At 62.1% G+C, this 19,989-nt stretch carries 18 protein-coding genes; 11 read left to right on the top strand and 7 right to left on the bottom strand.

Translation table 11 applies throughout. The features are described 5' to 3' along the window. The 5 genes from UB90_RS15780 to iolB all read left to right on the top strand — a co-directional run bounded on the left by UB90_RS15780 (position 1) and on the right by iolB (position 6,407). Positions 1 to 822 carry an ATP-binding cassette domain-containing protein gene (locus UB90_RS15780; protein ID WP_050774619.1) on the top strand — a complete coding sequence of 274 codons (822 nt, stop codon included), beginning with the start codon at positions 1 to 3 and terminating at the stop codon, positions 820 to 822. After that, the gene (locus UB90_RS15775) at positions 822 to 2,735 is read left to right on the top strand and encodes a bifunctional 5-dehydro-2-deoxygluconokinase/5-dehydro-2-deoxyphosphogluconate aldolase (RefSeq protein WP_065326319.1); all 1,914 of its coding nucleotides are present in this window, start codon (positions 822 to 824) and stop codon (positions 2,733 to 2,735) included. Before UB90_RS15780 ends, UB90_RS15775 begins: the two co-directional genes overlap by 1 nt. Continuing rightward, complete coding sequence (iolD, locus tag UB90_RS15770; RefSeq protein WP_065326320.1) at positions 2,732 to 4,561, top strand: 3D-(3,5/4)-trihydroxycyclohexane-1,2-dione acylhydrolase (decyclizing); 1,830 nt, start codon at positions 2,732 to 2,734, stop codon at positions 4,559 to 4,561. Before UB90_RS15775 ends, iolD begins: the two co-directional genes overlap by 4 nt. Positions 4,562 to 4,662: 101 nt before the next feature. Next, complete coding sequence (iolE, locus tag UB90_RS15765; RefSeq protein WP_065326321.1) at positions 4,663 to 5,568, top strand: myo-inosose-2 dehydratase; 906 nt, start codon at positions 4,663 to 4,665, stop codon at positions 5,566 to 5,568. Positions 5,569 to 5,600: 32 nt separating this feature from the next. Further along, complete coding sequence (gene iolB / locus UB90_RS15760; protein ID WP_065326322.1) at positions 5,601 to 6,407, top strand: 5-deoxy-glucuronate isomerase; 807 nt, start codon at positions 5,601 to 5,603, stop codon at positions 6,405 to 6,407. Between the two features lie 82 nt (positions 6,408 to 6,489). Here iolB and UB90_RS15755 read toward each other — a convergent pair whose 3' ends face one another. The 5 genes from UB90_RS15755 to UB90_RS15735 are packed head-to-tail and all read right to left on the bottom strand — an operon-like array spanning position 6,490 to position 11,504. After that, on the bottom strand, positions 6,490 to 7,590 hold the full coding sequence (locus tag UB90_RS15755) for a DmpA family aminopeptidase (protein ID WP_065326323.1): 1,101 nt from the start codon (positions 7,588 to 7,590) through the stop codon (positions 6,490 to 6,492). After that, complete coding sequence (locus tag UB90_RS15750; protein ID WP_009177829.1) at positions 7,590 to 8,441, bottom strand: ABC transporter permease; 852 nt, start codon at positions 8,439 to 8,441, stop codon at positions 7,590 to 7,592. Before UB90_RS15750 ends, UB90_RS15755 begins: the two co-directional genes overlap by 1 nt. Further along, positions 8,441 to 9,331: an ABC transporter permease gene (locus UB90_RS15745; RefSeq protein WP_065326324.1), complete on the bottom strand. Its 891-nt coding sequence runs from the start codon at positions 9,329 to 9,331 to the stop codon at positions 8,441 to 8,443. The genes UB90_RS15750 and UB90_RS15745 overlap by 1 nt, the downstream gene beginning before the upstream one ends. After that, positions 9,331 to 10,416, bottom strand: coding sequence for an ABC transporter ATP-binding protein (locus tag UB90_RS15740; RefSeq protein WP_065326325.1), 1,086 nt, complete (start codon positions 10,414 to 10,416; stop codon positions 9,331 to 9,333). Before UB90_RS15740 ends, UB90_RS15745 begins: the two co-directional genes overlap by 1 nt. Before the next feature lie 56 nt (positions 10,417 to 10,472). Next, complete coding sequence (locus tag UB90_RS15735; protein WP_065326326.1) at positions 10,473 to 11,504, bottom strand: polyamine ABC transporter substrate-binding protein; 1,032 nt, start codon at positions 11,502 to 11,504, stop codon at positions 10,473 to 10,475. 134 nt (positions 11,505 to 11,638) lie between these two features. Between UB90_RS15735 and UB90_RS15730 the strand changes: the two genes are divergently transcribed. Further along, the gene (locus UB90_RS15730) at positions 11,639 to 12,517 is read left to right on the top strand and encodes a MurR/RpiR family transcriptional regulator (protein WP_065326327.1); all 879 of its coding nucleotides are present in this window, start codon (positions 11,639 to 11,641) and stop codon (positions 12,515 to 12,517) included. Here the strand turns inward: UB90_RS15730 and UB90_RS15725 are convergent. Both UB90_RS15725 and UB90_RS15720 read right to left on the bottom strand, forming a co-directional pair. Further along, positions 12,505 to 13,134 (bottom strand): enoyl-CoA hydratase/isomerase family protein, encoded by a 630-nt coding sequence (locus tag UB90_RS15725; RefSeq protein ID WP_065326328.1) that lies wholly within the window; start codon positions 13,132 to 13,134, stop codon positions 12,505 to 12,507. The genes UB90_RS15730 and UB90_RS15725 overlap by 13 nt on opposite strands. Then, the gene (locus UB90_RS15720; protein WP_065326329.1) at positions 13,131 to 13,880 is read right to left on the bottom strand and encodes an SDR family oxidoreductase; all 750 of its coding nucleotides are present in this window, start codon (positions 13,878 to 13,880) and stop codon (positions 13,131 to 13,133) included. The genes UB90_RS15725 and UB90_RS15720 overlap by 4 nt, the downstream gene beginning before the upstream one ends. A 134-nt stretch (positions 13,881 to 14,014) precedes the next feature. Here UB90_RS15720 and UB90_RS15715 point away from each other — a divergent pair, with 134 nt between their 5' ends. From UB90_RS15715 to lpxK, 5 genes are all read left to right on the top strand, one after another. After that, positions 14,015 to 15,529 carry a DUF2125 domain-containing protein gene (locus tag UB90_RS15715; protein WP_065326330.1) on the top strand — a complete coding sequence of 505 codons (1,515 nt, stop codon included), beginning with the start codon at positions 14,015 to 14,017 and terminating at the stop codon, positions 15,527 to 15,529. Positions 15,530 to 15,670: 141 nt separating this feature from the next. Continuing rightward, entirely contained in the window at positions 15,671 to 17,017 is a 1,347-nt protein-coding gene (locus UB90_RS15710; protein WP_065326331.1) for a TldD/PmbA family protein, read from the top strand. Next, the gene (locus UB90_RS15705) at positions 17,004 to 17,804 is read left to right on the top strand and encodes a 3'(2'),5'-bisphosphate nucleotidase CysQ (protein WP_065326332.1); all 801 of its coding nucleotides are present in this window, start codon (positions 17,004 to 17,006) and stop codon (positions 17,802 to 17,804) included. Before UB90_RS15710 ends, UB90_RS15705 begins: the two co-directional genes overlap by 14 nt. After that, complete coding sequence (locus UB90_RS15700; RefSeq protein ID WP_065326333.1) at positions 17,804 to 19,000, top strand: 3-deoxy-D-manno-octulosonic acid transferase; 1,197 nt, start codon at positions 17,804 to 17,806, stop codon at positions 18,998 to 19,000. The genes UB90_RS15705 and UB90_RS15700 overlap by 1 nt, the downstream gene beginning before the upstream one ends. Then, on the top strand, positions 18,987 to 19,988 hold the full coding sequence (lpxK, locus tag UB90_RS15695) for a tetraacyldisaccharide 4'-kinase (protein ID WP_065326334.1): 1,002 nt from the start codon (positions 18,987 to 18,989) through the stop codon (positions 19,986 to 19,988). The genes UB90_RS15700 and lpxK overlap by 14 nt, the downstream gene beginning before the upstream one ends. Position 19,989: the final 1 nt, after the last annotated feature.

Here is a 19,989-nt window from a genome sequence, read left to right as displayed (position 1 = left end):
ATGACCGAAGACACGACCTTTCACCACGGCAGCCCGCAGGACGCGGCCAAGCCGATCATCGAAATGCAGAACATCGAGAAGCATTTCGGCAATATCATCGCGCTTGCCGGTGTCAGCTTTGATGTGAAACCGGGCGAATGCCACTGTCTGCTTGGCGACAATGGCGCGGGCAAATCGACCTTTATCAAGACCATGTCGGGCGTGCACAAACCCACCAAGGGCGCAATCACCATCGACGGGCAACCGATGAATTTCGACAGCCCGCGTGATGCGATGGAGGCCGGGATTGCCACGGTGTTTCAGGATCTTGCCATGATCCCGCTGATGAGTGTGACGCGCAATTTCTTCATGGGGCGCGAGCCGCTCAAGGGTTCCAAGCCCTTCCGCCGCATGGACATCGAGATGATGAACCAGACCACCGTGGAGGAGATGCGCAAGATGGGCATCAACCTGCGCGGCCCCGATCAGGCGGTCGGCACGCTCTCAGGTGGTGAACGCCAGACAGTTGCCATTGCGCGCGCGGTCTATTTCGGCGCGCGGGTGCTGATCCTGGATGAGCCCACCTCGGCGCTTGGCGTGCGGCAGACCTCGAATGTGCTCGCCACCATCGACCGGGTGCGCAAACAAGGCGTCGGCGTGGTGTTCATCAGTCACAACGTGCGCCACGCGCTGGCCGTGGGCGACCGGTTCACCGTGCTCAATCGCGGCAAGACGCTGGGCACCGCACAGCGCGGCCAGATCACACCGGAAGAGCTGCAGGATCTCATGGCGGGTGGTCAGGAAATGGCCCAGCTCGAAGGCTCGCTTGGGGGCACTGTGTAATGACCAAGGATCTGGACCTCATCACCATCGGGCGCGCGTCCGTTGACCTTTATGGCGCGCAGGTCGGTGGCCGTCTGGAGGACATGCGCAGTTTCGAGAAATACGTCGGTGGCTCCCCGACCAATATGGCGACGGGCACCGCGCGTCTGGGCTTGCGTTCGGCGCTGATGACCAAGGTCGGGGACGAGCATATGGGCCGTTTCCTGCGCGAGGAACTGGTGAAGGAGGGCGTCGACGTCACCGGCGTCCTCACCGACCCGGAACGACTGACGGCCCTTGTGCTGCTCGGCATTCGCGATGAGGACCAGTTCCCGCTGATTTTCTACCGCGAGAATTGCGCCGATATGGCGCTGAGCGCGCAGGACGTGGACGAAGGCTTCATTGCCCGCGCCCGCGCCGTGGTCGCCACCGGCACCCACCTGTCGAACCCGCGGACCGAGGCGGCGGTGCTGAAAGCGCTGGACTTCGCGCGCAAACACGGCGCGCAGACCGCGCTGGACATTGATTTCCGCCCCAACCTCTGGGGGCTCTCCGGTCACGGCGACGGCGAAAACCGCTTTATTGCCTCAGCAGCGGTGACGGAAAAACTGCAATCCACCCTGCATCTGTTTGACCTGATCGTCGGCACTGAAGAGGAATTCCACATCGCAGGCGGCACCACCGACACGGTCGCAGCGCTGCGCGCCGTGCGCGCGGTCTCGGGGGCGACGCTGGTGTGCAAGCGCGGTGCCGATGGCGCGGTGGCCTTCACCGGCGCGATCCCGGACAGGCTGGACGCGGGCCAAAGCGGCCCCGGCTTTCCCATCGAGGTCTTTAATGTGCTTGGCGCGGGCGATGGCTTCATGTCCGGTCTTTTAAAGGGCTGGCTCGACGGTGAAGACTGGCCCACCTCGCTCAAATACGCCAATGCCTGCGGGGCCTTTGCCGTCAGCCGTCATGGCTGCACCCCCGCCTACCCCAGCTGGGAAGAGTTGCAATTCTTCCTCCAGCGCGGCGTGGTGGAGAAAGCCCTGCGCAACGACACAGCACTGGAGCAGATCCACTGGTCCACCACCCGCAAGCGTGACTGGGACGATCTGCGGGTCTTTGCCTTTGATCACCGCATGCAGATGGAAGAGATGGACGGCGCCACGCCCGAGCGCATCGGCGCGTTCAAGGAGCTCTGCCTCAGGGCCGCTGTTACACAGGCCGCTGGCCGCCCCGGTCACGGCATCCTCTGCGACGGTCGCCTTGGCGCGCGCGCGCTCTATGCGGCAGCGGGTCAGGGTCTGTGGATCGGCCGCCCGGTGGAATGGCCCGGCTCGCGCCCCTTGCGGCTGGAACCGCAGGTGGGCGAGGATGCGGGCGGGCTGAAGGAATGGCCCGGCGAACATGTGGTCAAATGCCTGTGCTTCCCGCATCCCGACGATGATGACGCGATGTGGGCCGACCAGATCGCCACCATTACGCGCGTGTTCCAGTCCTGCCGCCGCAACGGGCTTGAATTCCTGCTGGAGGTGATCCCCTCCAAGGTCGGCCCCTTTGACGATAAAACCACGCCAGATGTCATCCAGCGCGTTTACGATGCGGGCATCTACCCTGATTGGTGGAAGCTTGAACCCTTCCGCTCCGAGGCCGCATGGGCCGCAAGCTGCGATGCGATCGAGCGCAACGACAAACGCACCCGTGGTATCGTGGTGCTCGGTCTGGACGCCCCGGAGGACCAGCTGCGCGAGAGCTTTGCCCTCGCCGTGCGCTTCCCGCTGGTCAAGGGGTTTGCCGTGGGGCGGACGATCTTTGGCGATGTGGCCCGCGACTGGTTTGCAGGCCGCATTGACGACGACAGCGCCGTGGCGCGCATGACAGAAAATTACGCCCGGCTTTGCGATATCTGGGCGCAGGCACGCGCACGCACGATGGAGGCGGCACAATGAGCACGATCCGGCTAACTGCAGCGCAGGCGATGGTGAAATATATCGCCGCACAACTGAACGAGGAGGGCGAACCCTTCCTAGCCGGGATCTGGGCGATCTTTGGCCATGGCAATGTGGCCGGTCTGGGCGAGGCGTTACATGGCGCGCGCGACGAATTTCGCACCTATCGCGGCCATAACGAGCAAACCATGGCCCATGCAGCGATTGCCTATGCCAAGCAGTCCGCGCGCAAACGAGCGATGGCGGTCACCTCCTCCATCGGCCCCGGTGCCACCAATATGGTGACGGCGGCGGCGCTGGCGCATGTGAACCGGCTGCCGCTGTTGCTGATCCCCGGCGATGTCTTTGCCAACCGGGGCCCCGACCCGGTGTTGCAGCAGATCGAGGATTTCGGCGATGGCACCACCAGCGCCAATGATTGCTTCAAACCGGTCACGCGCTATTTCGACCGCATCACGCGCCCTGAACAGCTGCTGACCGCCCTGCCGCGCGCCTTTCGCACCATGACCGATCCGGCAGACTGCGGTCCGGTCTGCCTGTCCTTCTGTCAGGACGTGCAGGCCGAGGCCTATGACTGGCCCGAGGCCTTCTTTGCGCCGCGCGTCTGGCAAACCCGCCGTCCCCGCCCCGATGAGGGCGAGCTGGCGCGGGTGGCCGACCTGCTGAAAGCCGCAAAATCTCCAGTGATCGTGGCCGGGGGGGGCGTGCATTACGCGGACGCCTGCGCCGCGCTGCAAAGTTTTGCCGAGGCGCATCAGATCCCGGTTGTCGAAAGCCAGGCGGGCAAATCCGCCCTTGCATGGGATCACCCGCTGAACCTCGGCCCCGTAGGCGTGACCGGTGCGGGCTCTGCCAATGAGATCTGCGCCGGGGCCGATCTGGTTCTCGGTGTTGGCACAAGATTTCAGGATTTCACCACCGGCTCGTGGAACCTGTTCCAGAACCCGGCTCGCACGCTCGTTTCCCTCAATGTTGCTGCCTATGACGCAATGAAACATGGCGCTGAGCCGCTCTGCTGCGATGCCCGCGTCGGGCTGGAGCTGCTGGACGCGGCGCTTGGCGATCTGCAATTCGCCGCCCCCTCCGCCACCCTCAAGGAGGCGTGGTTCAGCGCCGTTGACCCGCTCACCGCCGCCCCGCGCGAGGACATCCAACTGCCGACTGACCAGCAGGTGATCGGCGCGGTGCAACGGGCCTCTGGTCCCGACACGGTGGTGATGTGCGCGGCGGGCACCATGCCGGGTGAGCTGCATAAGCTGTGGAAAGCCCCGCGCCCCGGTGCCTATCACATGGAATACGGCTATTCCTGCATGGGGTATGAGATCGCCGGCGCCATGGGCATCAAGATGGCGCAGCCAGACCGCGATGTGATCTGCATGATCGGCGACGGCAGCTATATGATGGCCAACTCGGAACTGGCGACGGCGGCGATGCTGGGCATCGACATGACCGTGGTGATCACCGACAATCGCGGCTACGGCTGCATCAACCGGCTGCAAATGGGCACCGGCGGGGCAGAGTTTAACAACCTCCTCGACCATGCCCATCACGTGACGCCGTCCAACATCGACTTTGCCGCCCATGCCGCGTCCATGGGGGCGGCGGCCGTTCATGTCAGCAGCATCGCGGAACTGGAAGAGGCCCTGAGCCGCGCCAAATCCGCCAAAGGGCCGTTTGTGGTGGTGATCGACACCGACCCCTACCCCTCGACGCCCGATGGCGGCCATTGGTGGGACGTGGCGGTGCCCGAAGTGTCCGAGCGGGCCGAGGTGCGCGCCAAACGCGCCGAATATGAAAAACAGATCAAGGCCCGCGCGCTCAACTGACGCCCGTGGCCTGCCTTTCCGGGGTGCGTCCTCCCGCGCGCCGGAAAGGCCCCAATTTTGGATCAGGCGCGGACATGCGCCCTCAACGAAAGACACCGCCCATGAGCGTCAAGATCGGCATCTCCCCCATCGCATGGCAGAACGACGACCTGCCCGACCTCACCGCCGCCTACACGATGGAACAGGCCCTGAGCGAAGCGCGCGAGATCGGCTATACCGGGGTCGAACGTGGCCGCCGCATGCCCCAGGACACCGAAGGTCTGCGCAAGTATCTGAACGAATACGATATTTCGCTTTGTGGAGGCTGGTGCTCGGGCAACCTGTTGGTGAATGACGTCGAGACCGAAAAGGCCGCCATCGCAGAGCAGGTCGCACAATTCGCCGCTTTGGGCGCGCCCTGTCTGGTCTATGCGGAATGCTCCAACACCGTGCAGGGCGACCGCACGACCCCGGTGAACAACCGCCCCAAGCTTGCGCGGGACGAGGTGCGCGCCTATGCGGCCAAGCTCTCTGAACTGGCCAAGTGGATGACCGACAAGGGCCTGCCTCTCGCCTATCACCACCACATGGGCGCCTTCATCGAGGATCAGGAGGATATCGACTGGCTAATGGAGGCCAGCAGCCCCGAGGTGACGTTGCTTTATGACACCGGCCATCTGGTCTTTGGCGGCGGCGATCTGCTGGGCACGCTCGACAAATGGGGCGACCGCATCCACCACGTCCACTATAAGGATCTGCGCGCCAATATCGCCGCGCAAGCCCGCACTGAGAGCTGGTCCTTTCTGGATGCGGTGATCGCCGGGGCCTTTACCGTGCCGGGGGATGCCGAAGGGTCCATCGATTTTGCGGCCGTGACCGAACGTCTGGCCAAGATGGGCTATCAGGGCTGGATCGTGGTCGAGGCCGAGCAAGACCCCGCCAAGGTTGCGCCCTATGCGGCCTCAAAACTGGGCTATCAGACCATTCGCGACCTCTGCGCGCGCTATGGGCTAGAGGTTGCGGGTTAATCCCCGCACCCCAACAACAGGAGGCAAGACCCATGAGCGATCTGCTGCGAAAACCCTTTGGCACCCATGGCGAGGTGCACCGCATCACCCCCGAAAGTGCAGGCTGGCGCTACGTGGGCTTCGCCCTGCACCGTCTGCGCGCGGGCGAGAGGGTGGCGGACGTCACCGGCGACCGCGAGGTGATCCTCGTGATGGTGGAAGGCAAAGCCAACCTGACCGGCGCAGGCCAGGACTGGGGCGAGTTGGGCGCGCGCATGTCGGTGTTTGAGAAAACCCCGCCCCATTGTCTTTATATGCCCAATGGCAGCGACTGGCAGGCCGAGGCCACCACCGATTGCACCATCGCGGTCTGCTCCGCACCGGGCAAGGGCGGCCATGCGGCGCGCCGGATCGGCCCCGAGGGCATCACCCTCACAGAGCGCGGCAAGGGCACCAACACCCGCTACATCAACAATATCGCGATGGAAAACGAGGATTATTGCGACAGCCTGCTGGTCACCGAGGTCTTCACCCCTGCCGGCCATTGGTCGTCCTTCCCCAGCCACCGCCACGACGAGGATGACTTCCCCCGGATCACCTATCTGGAGGAGACCTATTATCACCGCCTGAACCCGGCCAGCGGCTTTGGCATCCAGCGCGTCTATACCGATGACGGGCAGCTGGATGAAACCATGGCGGTCGCGGATGGCGATGTGGTCTTGGTGCCGCGCGGCCACCACCCCTGCGGCGCGCCCTACGGGTTTGAGATGTATTACCTCAACGTCATGGCAGGCCCCTTGCGCAAATGGCGCTTTGTCGCCGCGCCAGAGGTCGAATGGATCATGGAGCGCGACGCCTGATCCGCAGTAAGGCATTGATACACAATCAAAAGGCGGCGCAGGGAATGCGCCGCCTTTTCTCTTGCCTGTATCTATCGCAACTCTATTGCGCTGCGTCCTGCCTCGGGGAGAAATGCGCGCGCAACCGCTCCACAGGGAGCGCGCTGCAGGTCTTGTTCGGGGGCTTTACGGTCGGGACATCCTCCCCCGCCACCATGGCGTTCAGGACGGATTCCTCCACCGCCTCCACCGCCGCCAGATAGAGCGGGTCGATGTATTCCCCGTTGAGTTCCACCCTCGTGGTCTCGGGGCCCGCAGATTGCGGCATCGGCTGCGGATTGGCGACCGAGAACGCAAGGAAGATATCGCCCGAATTATTCCCCCCCGGCGTGCCACCCCGGCCAATCCCGATCGCCGCGCGTTTGGCCAGATGCCGCAGCGCAAGGGGGCCAAGCGGCGCATCGGTTGCAAGGATCACGATGATCGAGCCGGTTTCCGCATCCAGCAGCCGGTTCTCGTCCCACGCCTGCCCCACCGGCTCGCCGCAGATGTTAAGCCAAGGACGCAGCCCGTGGTTGGCCTGCACAAGTGCTGCCACAGTGTAGGTCTTGTCGCCAATCTGAACCAGCCGCGAGGACGTGCCTGTACCGCCCTTATATTCGTAGCAAATCATCCCATTGCCACCCCCGACAGAGCCTTCGGCAACGGGGCCAAACCGCGCGGTTTCCAGTGCTTTGACAGCATCGGCAGCGCTGACATGCAGCGCGTTGATGTCGTTCAACACGCCATCATAAGTCTCGGCCACCACCGGCATGGCCCAGGCGTGCCCCTGCCTGAAATGGGTGGGGTAGCGGTCGATCATCCAGCGCGTCGCGCCATGGTGCACCATGCCCACACCATGGGTGTTGGTGATGCAGATCGGCCCGAGGAAATACCCCGCATCATTGATCCAATGGGTCCCGGTCATCTCGCCATTCCCATTGAGTGCATACTGCCCGGCCCAGACCGGTTGCGGGTCATCCGCATCCTGCCGGGGCACAATCGCCGTCACCCCGGTGCGCATCCGCCGCACAGGATCGGTCAGCGTCCTGAACCCGACAGCAACCCCCGGCACATCGGTGATCGCGTTAAAAACCCCCGGCGTGCCCGGCAACGGCAGCCCCAGATCACGGGCGCGTGGTTTATCAGAAGTCTTGTCTTGCATTAGTCTTTCCTACGGGCGCGCAGCCATAGGCCGACTGCCGCAATAATGATCGAAACCAGTATGATGAGGGTTGCGATGGCGTTGATCTCAGGCTTCACCCCACGCCGCACCATCGAGAAGATAAAGACCGGCAAGGTGGTGCTATCGGTGCCCGAGATGAAATAGGTGATGACCAGATCATCCATCGAGATGATGAAGGCGAGCATGGCGCCCCCCGCGATCCCCGGCATCAACTGTGGCAACAGCACCTTGCGAAAGGTCAGCCACTCATTTGCCCCCAGATCGGCCGAGGCCTCCTCAAGTGCCGGATCAAGCCCCGCCATCCGCGCCTGCACGATGATAAAGACATAAGAGGTCAGAAACGTGCAGTGGCCAATGATGATCGTGGTGAGCCCGAGCTTTGCGCCCGCGCTGACAAAAAAGATCAGCAACCCGATCCCAAGCACGATGTCCGGCATCGTCATCGGCATCATCATCAGCCCGCGATAAAACCCGCGCATCCGAAACCGGAACCGCGCCAGCGCAATCGCCGCACTGGTGCCAATCACCGTCGAGATCGTGGTGGTCGAGGTGGCGATGATCAGACTGTTGCGCAGTGCCTCCAGCAACTGATCGGTGGAATCGAGATAGGCGGAGGAGCTGTTCACAATATCGACCGGGCGATCTTTCAGACCGAGGATGATCCGGTACCAATCCAGCGTAAATCCGTCCCAGACCATCATGTTCACCGGGTTGGCGTTGAACGAATAGGTCACGATCAACGCCAGCGGCGCATAGATGAAGGCAAAGAACAACAGGCTGTAAAACGTCAGCAGCATAGCCGAGAGCGGCAAACGACGAAGGTATTTCATCACGACGCCCTCCCTTCGCGCACCAGTCGCGTCACATAGATCAGCATCACCCCCAGCACGACGGCCATAATCACCACCGACAATGCCGAGCCAAACGGCCAGTTGCGCGCCGACAGGAACTGCTGCTCGACCAGATTACCGATCATCAGCCCCTTCGCGCCGCCCAGCACATCGGGCACCACGAAATTGCCAACCGACGGGATGAACACGATGACCGATCCACCAATCACGCCGGGCATGGTCTGCGGCAGCATCACCTTGAAAAAGGTCTGCACCCGCCCAGCACCCAGATCACTGCTGGCCTCCAGCAGCGAACGGTCCAGATTTCCGATGCTCGCAAACAGCGGCATGAACATAAAAGGGATCATCACATAGGCCATGCCGATCACCACTGCAGTCCGGGTGAACAGGATCTCCAGCGGCTCGCTGATAAGACCCATCCCCAACAGGGTGCTGTTCAACACGCCCGAGGGCTTCAGGATCAGCAGCCACGCATAAAGGCGCACCACCAGACTGGTGAAAAACGGCAAGGTAATAAGAAACAGGAACACCACCTGCCAGCGGGGCGACAGCCGGGAAATCCAGAATGCCACCGGGTAGCACAGCACCAGCGTCAACAGCACCGTCAGGATCGCGAGGCTGAGCGAGCGCAGCAGGATCTTCAGATAGATCGGCTCGTAGATCTCCATCACCCCGTCCGCCCAGCCAAAGAGACGTCCGTAGTTCCAGTGATAGAACTCCCACTCGACGCCGCCATAAAGGCCCGGCATCAGCCATGAGTAGATGACGATAACCGCCAGCGGCAGCAAAAAGAAGATGCCCAGAAGCAGGGTTACAGGGGTCAGCAACCCAAATAGAAACAGACGTTCGCGGGTATGTGGCGTGGCCATCAGCAGTCCTCCACCACATGGGCGCGCTCTGGCCGATAGGTCAGCGTGACCTCATCCCCCGGTGCGCGGCGGCTGCCATCGGTGCGCGACACCACCAGCAATTCCTGCCCGCCCACCGCAGGCTGGACATAATAATGCAGGTCGGTGCCCAGATAGATCACCCGCGTGATTTTGCCTCGAAACCCGCAGGAGCTGTGCGCGTCTTGCACTTGCAGATCCGTGGGCCGAATGACCACCGTCGCCGCATCGCCCTTGGCCAGCTTGGTCTCTTCCGAGAGCCAGATCTTGGTTCCCTCACGGGTCAGCGCCAGAATGCGCCCGCCATGCACGCACTCGATGGTGGTTTCAAACAGGTTGGTATCACCGATGAACTCCGCCACGAATTTTGTGCGGGGCTTGCGAAAGATGTCGCGCGGCGCACCGCATTGTTCGATCTGCCCGCCACGCATCACCACGATCCGGTCGGACATGGTCAGCGCCTCTTCCTGATCGTGGGTAACAAAGACAAAGGCGATGCCCAGTTCCGATTGCAGCGCCTTCAGCTCAATCTGCATTTTCTGGCGCAGACGCCGATCCAGCGCCGACAGCGGCTCATCCAATAGCAACAGCTTGGGCCGAGCAACGATTGCCCGCGCCAAGGCCACCCGCTGGCGCTGCCCGCCCGACAGTTGCGACGGCATCCGGCTGCCCGTCCCCGACAACCCCACCATCTCCAGCGCTTCACCCGCGAGGATTTTCTGCTCCTGCTTGGACGCGCCCGCAACCTCAAGACTATAGGCCACGTTGCGCTCGACGGTCATATGCGAGAACAGCGCATAGCTTTGAAACACCGTGTTCACCGGACGCCGAAAGGCGGGCATTCTGCCGATGTCCTTGCCTTCCAGCATCAGCGCCCCGCTGTCGAGTTGCTCAAACCCGCTGATCGAGCGCAAGAGCGTGGTCTTGCCACATCCCGACGGCCCCAGCAGGGTCACAAATTCATTCTGCCCCACATCAAGATCCACACCGTCCAATGCGGCCACCGTGCCGCCTTCGGGGGTCTTGAACACACGGCGAGCGCCGCGCACCTCTAGTATCTGTGTCATATGTTTCTCCGCTGCCGGACGGCACGTTGTGCGCCGCCCGCCTGTGCAAAAGCTGATTATTGTGCGGTGCGGATGGTGTTCCACGCGCGGTCATAAAGGCGCAGCCCCCGGCCCAGATCCTCAAAGGTCTGTAACCGCTCGTAAGTCTCGTCAGGGAGCGTGATGTTGGTGTTGTTGCGGATATAATACGAGGCCAGATCACGCGCGGGAATATTGGGCGTGCCGTTGAACTGCTGTTCCACATTCATCGCCGCGATCTCCGGGCGCAGGTAGAACTCCATGAACGCCTTGGCATTTTCGGCATTCGGCGCGGATTTCAGCACGCACATGTTTTCCTGATAAAGCGTGCCGCCCTCTTTCGGGATCACGTATTTCACATTTTCCATGTTGCTGGTGAGCACATGCATACCGATAAAATACTGTGCTGCGGCAATGTCATCCGTGGCGATCAGCCCCGGCACGTCATAGGTAAAGGCCGACACATTCGGGCGCTGCTTTAGAACATAGTCCTGCGCCGCAGTGATCTCTGCCGGGTCGACACTGTTTACCGAGGTGCCGTTCATCACATGCCCGATCGCCAGCACTTCGCGCATGTCATCGAGCAGGGTGATGCGGCCACCAGTTTTTTCGGGGATCGCAAAGAAATCTTCCCAGCCGGTGATCTCGCCGGTGATCTCGGGCTTGTAGTAAATCCCCACGGTCCCAAAGGCATAAGGCAGGCAGAACACCCCCTCCGGGTCGCTCTTGGCGCGCAATGACAGCGGGTCGATATTGGCAAATCCCGCGCTCTGGTTGATGTCGGTCTGCAACAACAGGTCGAGCTTTGACATGATGTCCTGCATGTGGACCGATGGGAACACGATATCATAGCCGGTCGCGCCGGCCTGCAATTTGGCCAGCATTTCCTCGTTGGAGGAATAGGTGTCGAGGTTCACCTCAATACCGGTTTCTTCGGTAAATTTCTTGAGGATACCGGGGTTGATGTAATCCCCCCAGTTATAAAGGTTCAGCCCCCCCTCAGCCTGCACAGCACCGGCAAAAGAAACGGCCATGACACCGGCGCACCCGAATTTGGCTAGCATATTCATGATGATCTCCCTGTGGATCAGATTTGTTAGGTTCGATTTTTGATGCGAACTCTGTATTCCTGTCTGGATCATGGTAGGTGAAATGACATAAGTCTATCATTTTTTAAAAATGATGCATTGCACATCTAAGGAGGATGCCGTTGAGCGAGAAGACCCAAGCCGGAACCGAAAGCGAGATGTCTTTGAAAATTCAAAAGATATTGCCTGAGCTGACCAAATCTGAGGCAAAGATTGCCCGCTACCTGTTGCTCAACGAAGCACAGCTCGGATTGGAAACGGGCGCCTCTGTCGCGGCCAAAGCGGGCGTGAGCGAGATCACCGTCTCCCGCTTTCTCAAGCGACTCGGCTACAAGGGAATCTCCGGCCTCAAGGAAGCATTGCGCACCGAAATGACCAGCGCCTTGCTGGAACCCTCCCTGCGCAGCGAACGCCTGAAAGAAGGCTCTCTCAGCGGCTTTTTGACCTCAGAGGCGGAGTCGCTTCTGGCGCTTGCACAACAGATGGAGACGGAGAACTGGACCCGGATGATCGCCACACTCGATCAGGCGCGCCGGGTCTATGTCACGGGATTTCAGACCGTTAGCGGCGTGGCAGAAGATTTTGCAAAACGGCTCAATATCGTGCGCAGTTCCGTGCACTTCGTTTCAGCAAACTCCGGCGGTCTGGTGGAATGGGTGGACGCAGGCCGCGATGACTACAGTCAGGACGTGCTGATCGTCGTCGACATTGTGCCCTTCGCGCGCGAGGCGATCCAGATTTCCCGCCTCGCCCAGAAAACCGGCATGACGGTTGTGGTCATCACCGATGAGTTCAACAACTGGGCCTATGACTACACCGACTATGTCTTTCACGGGCGCACCAAGACCGGGCTGTTTCTGGAAACAACCGCGCCCTTGGTGACGTTGCAGAACTTCATTGTACATGCGGTGGCGCAAAAAGACCCCGGGCGCACCCAGCACCGTCGCGCCGAATGGCAAAGCTACCTTTCGGAACTCAAGCTCTATTTCTCCTGAGGGTCCCCGGCAGCGGCCCGAAGGATTGCCCGCGCAATATCAGGCTGGGCCGCAAGCGACGGGCCAACCAGCGCCTCGGCCTCCGCCATCAGGTCCTCCGGCGCGACGATCCTGTCGATCAATCCGAATTCATAGGCCTGTTGCGCTGTGATTTTCTGGCCCGCCACCAAGATCATCTTGGTACGGGCAGGGCCAATAAGCGCGCGCATCCGCGCCGCATCAGAGGGCTGCGGCAAATAGCCAAGCTGCATCACCGGATAAAACACCTTGGCCGTGGGCACCGCGATGCGGATATCGCAGGCCAGCGCCATGCCGTTTGCCCCTCCCGCCAATGTTCCATTGAGCGCAGCAACCTTCAGGCACGGCAATCCCGCCAAGGCAGCGGAGAGCTCTTCCCACAGGGGCGACGTCGCAAGCCCCGCCTTCGCCGCATCCAGATCCGCACCGGCGCTGAACACTTTGCCGGTGCCCGTCAGGATCAGCGCCCGCGCCGCACGGGCACCCTGCACAATCTCGATCAGCTGTTCCAGCATCTCGGGCGTCAGCGCATTGGCCTTGTCCGGACGGTTCAGCCGCAGGGTCAGCAGCCCCCGCGAATCCTGATGATGTTCGATCATATCAGCCCCACCCGTTTGCGGATATTTTCATCGCGCAAGGACACCTCAGTGCCGATAAATTCATCCGCATCCGCGCTGAGCATCCACAAAAGCGTGCGGGCGGGCCACTCGGCGGGGATGTGATCTTCCCATGCAAGCTGGCTCACCGGGTTGATGCCGCTGACCTTGATCTCACGCTGCATCTGCGTGGCCACCGTACCCGGTGACAGCCCCATCACGCGGATGCCGTTCTCGCCCTCTTCAAGATGCAGCGCCTGTGTCAGCATCGCGGCCCCCGCCTTTGAGGTGCAATAGGCGCTCCAGCCTTCCAGCGGGCGCTGCGAGGCCCCCGACCCGATGGTCAGAACCGCGCCACCGCCTGCGGCCTTCAGATGTGGCAGGCCCGCGCGCATCATATTGAAAACGCCAGTGATATTCACATTGATCAGCTGCGCCCAATCGGCAGGCTTGGCATGTTCCAGCCGCGCGATGGGTTCAATCATACCCGCGTTGCAAATCAGCACATCGAGACTGCCAAAATGCGTGCTGGCGCGCTGAAATGCAGCCTCGACTGCCGCGTAATCAGCCACATCACAGGCCAGTGCCAGCGCTTTTTCGCCGATCTCATCCGCAAGCGTCTCCAGCGCCTCTGTACTGCGCGCCAACAGCACGACATTGGCCCCCTGACTCGCGAATTCCCTTGCAGCGCTGGCCCCGATGCCACGGCTTGCACCGGAAATGACGATCGTTTTATTCGCGAATTTCATAACTTGTCTCCCAACCGACGTGTTCATATGTGTTAATCTGACTTGGGGGGAACGGTCCAGTCATTGGCTCCCTTGACCATGCCCGCACAAGCGGAGAGGTTCGCCCCAACTCTTCGCTAGGAAAGGTTCTTCTTATGTCTGTTTCTTTTTTTCGTGGCATGGGTGCTGTCGCCCCGATTTTGCTGATTGCTCAGGCCGCGCACGCTGATCTCAGCGCACAGGATGTCTGGTCCGACTGGAAGGACTATATGTCCAGCACCGGTTACGAGGTCACCGCTTCCGAAACCGAAAGCAGCGGCAAGCTCACCGTCTCCGACATCACCATGTCGATGGACATCGAAGGCGACGCCTTCTCCATGACCATGGGCACGCTGGAATTCATCGAAAACGGCGATGGCACCGTGAACATGGTGATGCCTGCCGAATACCCGATGGCCTTTGACTTCAATGCCGACGGCGACGCCATCTCCGGCAGCCTGATCTACACCCATGACGGCAGCCCGATGGTTGTCAGCGGTGACACCTCCGAGATGGAGTACAGCTACTCCGCCGCGACCGCAGGCCTCACCCTGAAGGATCTCGAAATCGAAGGCGAAGCGGTGCCGACGGATGTTGCGGCCCTCACCGTCAACATGACCGATCTGGCCAGCAACACCCTGATGAAAATCGGTGATGTCCGCTCCTACACCCAGAGCATGACTGTCGCCACCATGGCCTATGACTTCATGTTCAATGAGCCAGAAGGCAGCGACAACGCGGCCTTTAACGGCACCCTTCAGGGCCTCGACTTCTCCGGCGACATGACCGTGCCAAAGGTCGAAGATCCCTCTGATGTGGCGGCGATGCTCAAGGCGGGCATGGCCTATGTCGGCAAATTCACCTTCGAGTCCGGCAACACCAACATCAAGGGCGCCGACGGCTCCGACACCTTTGAGGTTCAGACCTCTTCCAAGGGCGGCGAATTCAACATCGGCCTGAGCCCAGAGGGGCTGACCTATGATGTGACGCAGGTTGACACCACCCTGAACATGATGGGCTCCGACATCCCGTTCCCGATCTCTCTCAGCATGAAAGAGATGGGCACCAACTTCGCGATGCCGCTGACCAAATCCGATGAAGAGCAGGACTTCGCTCTCGGCGTGTCGCTGCGTGAATTTGCGGTTCCGGACATGCTCTGGGGTCTGATCGACCCGAACGAAGAGCTGCCGCGCGATCCTGCAAACCTCGTTGTCGACCTCTCCGGCAAGGGCAAGCTGTTCTTTGACCTCGTGGACGAGGAACAAATGGCAGCCGTAGAAAAAGGCGACGAAGCACCGGGTGAGGTGAACTCCCTCAGCATCAACCAGATCCTGCTCTCCGTTGCGGGTGCGGAACTGACCGGTGACGGTGCTTTCACCTTCGACAACACCGATCTGGAGAGCTTTGACGGTATGCCCGCCCCCGAAGGCGAAGCAAACCTGAAACTGGTCGGCGCAAACGCCCTGATCGACAAGCTGATCGGCATGGGTCTTGTGTCCGAGGATGACGCCATGGGCGCGCGCATGATGATGGGCATGTTCACGGTTTCTGCGGGTGACGATACCGTGACCTCGAAGATCGAAGTGAACGACGAAGGTCACGTGCTCGCCAACGGCCAGCGCCTGAAGTAATATCCAATTCCGGGCCACGCCCGGTATGTGATGGGGCCGCTCCTTTTCCGGGGGCGGCCCGTTTTTATGGCGCACAGGCCTTGCGGTAGGGCGGCGGTCTGGCTAGCTCTGTAGCAATGCCACCCATTTGCGAAGGTGCCCATGACACACACTCCTGAAACGCTCTGCCACGCCCTGCTCGACGCCGCCCGAAAGGCCGGGGCCGATTCTGCCGATGCCATGGCTGCCGAGGGCAGCTCCCTCTCTATCGAGGTGCGCGACGGCACGTTGGAACATGCGGAACGCTCAGAAGGGGTCGACATCGGGCTTCGGGTCTTTGTCGGGCAACGACAGGCGCAGGTTTCCTCGTCTGACACCCGCGCCGAGACGCTGACCGCCATGGCAGAACGCGCCGTCGCCATGGCCAAAGAAGCACCCGAAGACCCTTATGCCGGGCTGGCAGATGCGGATCAGCTGGCGCAGAACTGGGATCTGGCCGCGCTTCAGATGGCCGACCCAAGCGCCGAGCCTGCCCCCGACCAGCTGCAACAGGACGCCCTCGCCGCCGAGGCGGCCTGCGCCGCCATTGAGGGCATCACGCAGGTCCAATCCGCCGCCGCAGGCTATGGGCGTCATGACATCCACATGGCCGCCAGCAACGGATTTTCCGGCGGCTACGCCCGCACCAGCCGTTCGATTTCCTGCGTGGGGATCGCGGGCACCGGCACCGGGATGGAACGCGATTATGATGGCGACACCCGCACCTATCAAAGCGATCTGCGCAGTGCCGATGAAATCGGTCACACCGCAGGCACCCGCGCGATCGAGCGCCTGAACGCCCGTCGCCCCAAGACCGGAGCCTATCCGGTTCTCTTTGACGAACGCATCTCCTCCTCGCTGATCGGCCATCTTCTGGGTGCCGCCAATGGCGCGGCGGTGGCGCGCGGCTCTTCGTGGCTCAAGGATCGCTTGGGCGCGCAGATCCTGCCCGAAACCCTCTCGGTCATCGAGGACCCCTTCCGCCCCCGTGTGTCCGGCTCGCGCCCCTTTGATGGCGAGGGCCTGCCCACCCAGAAGCGCGCGATTGTGGAAAACGGCGTGCTCACCGGCTGGACCATGGACCTTGCCTCCGCCCGCAAGCTGGGCCTGCACAGCACCGGCAACGCCGCGCGCGGCATCGGGTCGGTGCCCTCGCCGTCGAACTGGAATATTGCGCTGACTGAGGGTGACAAAACCCGCGCGGACCTGTTGCGCGACATGGGCACCGGGCTGCTGGTGACGTCGATGATCGGCTCCACCATCAACCCCAACACCGGGGATTATTCGCGTGGCGCGTCCGGCTTCTGGGTGGAAAACGGCGAAATCCAGTATCCTGTGAATGAGGTCACCATCGCTGGAAACCTCCTTGATATGCTGAAAACGCTGGTGCCCGCCAATGACGCACGCGGGCATCTGTCGCGGGTGGTGCCCTCGCTCCTTGTTGAGGGAATGACCCTTGCCGGAGAATGACCTGTCCCTCCTCATCACCGCCGCCCAAAAGGCAGGCGAGATCGCGGGGCAGTTCACTGGCACCGAGGCGCAGAAATGGGACAAACCCGACGGCGCAGGCCCGGTAACCGAGGCCGACCTTGCGGTGAACAGCTATCTGGAGGACCACCTGCGCGGTGCACGCCCCGACTATGGCTGGCTCTCTGAGGAAAGCGAAAATGACCCGTTGCGCCAATCCTGCGAGCGCGTCTTTGTGATCGACCCAATCGATGGCACCCGCAGCTTTGCGGATGGCTCACGCACATGGGCGCATTCGCTGGCCATCGTGGAGGCGGGAAAACCCGTCGCCGCAGTGGTCTACCTGCCGCAGCGCGACCTGCTCTTTGCCGCCGCCGCAGGCGAGGGCGCGACCTGCAATGCCGTCCCCATTGCGGCCAGCACCGCGCAAAACGTCGACACCGCCCATATCCTGAGCGCCAAGCCGACACTGGACGCCAAACACTGGCACGCGGGCACCCCGCCCGCCTTTCGGCGCAGCCACCGCCCCTCGCTGGCCTATCGCATGTCGCGGGTTGCGGATGGCACCTATGACGCCATGCTCACCCTGCGCCCCACGTGGGAATGGGACATCGCCGCAGGGGTGTTGATCGTGCAGGAATCCGGCGGCCTCGCCACTGACCGCAGCGGCGCTGCGCTCACGTTCAATCGCCCAGATGCCTTGCAAAACGGCGTTGTGGCGGGGGGGCGCAAGATGCACCGCGCGCTGCTGTCACGGCTGATCTACACGTCTAAGGGTCGCAAAACCTGATGTTTGGCCCCGGCGGTGGACATATCGCTGACGCCGCCCGACTGACCCGCCCCGAAGGTGAGTTGGTCTGGGCGCATGCGACCACCCAAGAGCGGCTCTTGGGCCTGTGTGACGTGGGCAACCGGCTCAAGATGATGCGCCCGGATCTGTCGATGATGCTCACATGGGAAGAGGACATGCGCCCCTCGCTGCTGCCCGATGGCTGCGACATCGCACTGGGGCCGCTGACGGTCGAGCAGCCCAATGACATTCGCAGCTTTCTTGAGAACTGGTCCCCCGATCTCTGCGTCTGGGCCGGGGGCCGGCTGCGTCGTCTGTTGATGCGGCAGATCCGCGAACGCAACATGCCCGCGCTTTTGTGCGATATCGACGCCGAAGAACTCCCCGGCCGTGCCTCGCGTTGGCTGCCGGATCAGCGCCACCGGCTGCTCAATGGTTTTGCCGAAATTCTCGTACCCGGCACAGAGGTGTCCGAGCGGCTGAAACGCGCAGGCGTGCCCCCTGAACGCATCCGCCCCTCCGGGCGTCTGTTTCAATCCAGCACCCCGCCCAGCTGCAACGACGATGAATTGACGCAGATGCAAAAGCAATTTGGCAGCCGCCCGATCTGGCTCGCCGCGCATGTCTCCCTCTCGGAGTTGCAAGCGGTGGTAAAAGCACATCGGACCGCCCTGCGCTCGCTGCACCGGCTGCTTTTGGTGCTCACGGTTGAAACCTTTGAGGATCTGGACGCCGCGCGCAGTCTTTTGAAAAAAGAGGGGCTGGCCTTTGCCGATTGGGACATGGGCGAAGACCCCGAAGACCACACGCAGGTGGCGATTGGCCTGACCGAGAACCTTGGCCTTTGGTATCGGCTCTGCCCGCTTTGTTTTCTGGGCAACAGCCTCATTCGGGGCGCGCAAGGCACCAATCCGCTGGATGCCGCAGCGCTTGGCTCTGCGATCCTGCATGGCCCCGGCGTGGTCGCCCATGCGCAGGCCTATCAGCGGCTTGCAGCCCTCGGCGCGGCAGAGCGCATCCACGGCGAAGAAGAGCTTTCGGATGCGGTCTATCGCCTCTCGTCACCGGACCGCGCGGCAGAGATGGCCCTTGCAGGCTGGCAGGTGGTAACAGAAGGTGCGGTCATGACAGACAATCTCCTCGACCGGATTCAGGATTTGCTGGATCAAAGCGAAATCAATCATGCGCCCGCCTGAGTTCTGGAACAAACCTCCCGCCGCCTTTGATCTGCGCGCCTGCCTGCTGTCGCCGCTCGGCGCGCTCTATGCCCGTGGCACGGCTGCACGGCTGAAAAAGGGCACCCCAGTCAAAGCATCGGTGCCGGTGATCTGTGTCGGCAACCTCAACGCAGGTGGCACCGGCAAAACCCCCACCGTGATCTGGCTGATGGAACAACTGGGCGCAGCCGGGCACCGGGTGCATGTGGTGTCACGCGGCTACGGTGGTCAGCTTCAGGGCCCGGTTCAGGTCGACCCGCGCAGCCACAGCGCCCAGGACGTCGGCGATGAGCCTCTGCTGATGGCCGCCTTTGGCGAGGTCTGGGTCGCCAAGGATCGTGGCAAGGGGGTTACGCAGGCCGCCGCAGCCGGGGCCAGCGTTATTTTGATGGACGACGGGTTTCAGAACCCTTCGGTGGCCAAGGATTTCTCTATCATCGTGGTGGACGCCAAACGTGGCTTTGGCAATGGCCGCTGCCTGCCCGCCGGGCCGTTGCGCGAACCCGTCGACACCGGCCTCAGCCGCGCCGATCTGGTGCTGTCGCTGGGCGATGAGGCCGCGCAGGACGCGTTTCAATCCACATGGGGGCCGCAGATCACGATCCCTCACTTGACCGGCCATGTGGCCCCGCTGCCCACCGGCATGCCATGGCAGGGCACCAAGGTTCTGGCCTTTGCCGGTATCGGTCATCCGGAGAAATTCTTTGCCACCCTGCGTGGTCTTGGCGCTGACATCCGCCGCGCCGAAGCGCTGGAAGATCACCAATCGCTCGCGCCTGCACTCCTCACCCGGCTGGAACAGGAATCCCGGCTCTTGGGGGCGCAGCTTGTGACCACCGAAAAGGATGCGGTGCGCCTGCCGCTCAGCTTTCGCCACAAGGTCATCACCCTGCCCGTGCGCTTGCAGGTGTCGCAACATGAGGCATTTCTCGCCCGCCTCAAAGACATCGCGCCGCCCCCTGCATAAG

The organism is Tritonibacter mobilis, from assembly GCF_001681715.1.
Taxonomy (GTDB): Bacteria; Pseudomonadota; Alphaproteobacteria; order Rhodobacterales; family Rhodobacteraceae; genus Epibacterium; species Epibacterium mobile.
This window is presented reverse-complemented; position numbering and strand designations above follow the sequence as displayed.

Coding starts and splice junctions, on each gene's coding strand:
- UB90_RS15780 (WP_050774619.1), top strand. CDS start 1: ATGACCGAAGACACGACCTTTCACCACGGCAGCCCGCAGGACGCGGCC.
- UB90_RS15775 (WP_065326319.1), top strand. CDS start 822: ATGACCAAGGATCTGGACCTCATCACCATCGGGCGCGCGTCCGTTGAC.
- iolD (WP_065326320.1), top strand. CDS start 2,732: ATGAGCACGATCCGGCTAACTGCAGCGCAGGCGATGGTGAAATATATC.
- iolE (WP_065326321.1), top strand. CDS start 4,663: ATGAGCGTCAAGATCGGCATCTCCCCCATCGCATGGCAGAACGACGAC.
- iolB (WP_065326322.1), top strand. CDS start 5,601: ATGAGCGATCTGCTGCGAAAACCCTTTGGCACCCATGGCGAGGTGCAC.
- UB90_RS15755 (WP_065326323.1), bottom strand. CDS start 7,590: ATGCAAGACAAGACTTCTGATAAACCACGCGCCCGTGATCTGGGGCTG.
- UB90_RS15750 (WP_009177829.1), bottom strand. CDS start 8,441: ATGAAATACCTTCGTCGTTTGCCGCTCTCGGCTATGCTGCTGACGTTT.
- UB90_RS15745 (WP_065326324.1), bottom strand. CDS start 9,331: ATGGCCACGCCACATACCCGCGAACGTCTGTTTCTATTTGGGTTGCTG.
- UB90_RS15740 (WP_065326325.1), bottom strand. CDS start 10,416: ATGACACAGATACTAGAGGTGCGCGGCGCTCGCCGTGTGTTCAAGACC.
- UB90_RS15735 (WP_065326326.1), bottom strand. CDS start 11,504: ATGAATATGCTAGCCAAATTCGGGTGCGCCGGTGTCATGGCCGTTTCT.
- UB90_RS15730 (WP_065326327.1), top strand. CDS start 11,639: ATGCCGTTGAGCGAGAAGACCCAAGCCGGAACCGAAAGCGAGATGTCT.
- UB90_RS15725 (WP_065326328.1), bottom strand. CDS start 13,134: ATGATCGAACATCATCAGGATTCGCGGGGGCTGCTGACCCTGCGGCTG.
- UB90_RS15720 (WP_065326329.1), bottom strand. CDS start 13,880: ATGAAATTCGCGAATAAAACGATCGTCATTTCCGGTGCAAGCCGTGGC.
- UB90_RS15715 (WP_065326330.1), top strand. CDS start 14,015: ATGTCTGTTTCTTTTTTTCGTGGCATGGGTGCTGTCGCCCCGATTTTG.
- UB90_RS15710 (WP_065326331.1), top strand. CDS start 15,671: ATGACACACACTCCTGAAACGCTCTGCCACGCCCTGCTCGACGCCGCC.
- UB90_RS15700 (WP_065326333.1), top strand. CDS start 17,804: ATGTTTGGCCCCGGCGGTGGACATATCGCTGACGCCGCCCGACTGACC.
- lpxK (WP_065326334.1), top strand. CDS start 18,987: ATGCGCCCGCCTGAGTTCTGGAACAAACCTCCCGCCGCCTTTGATCTG.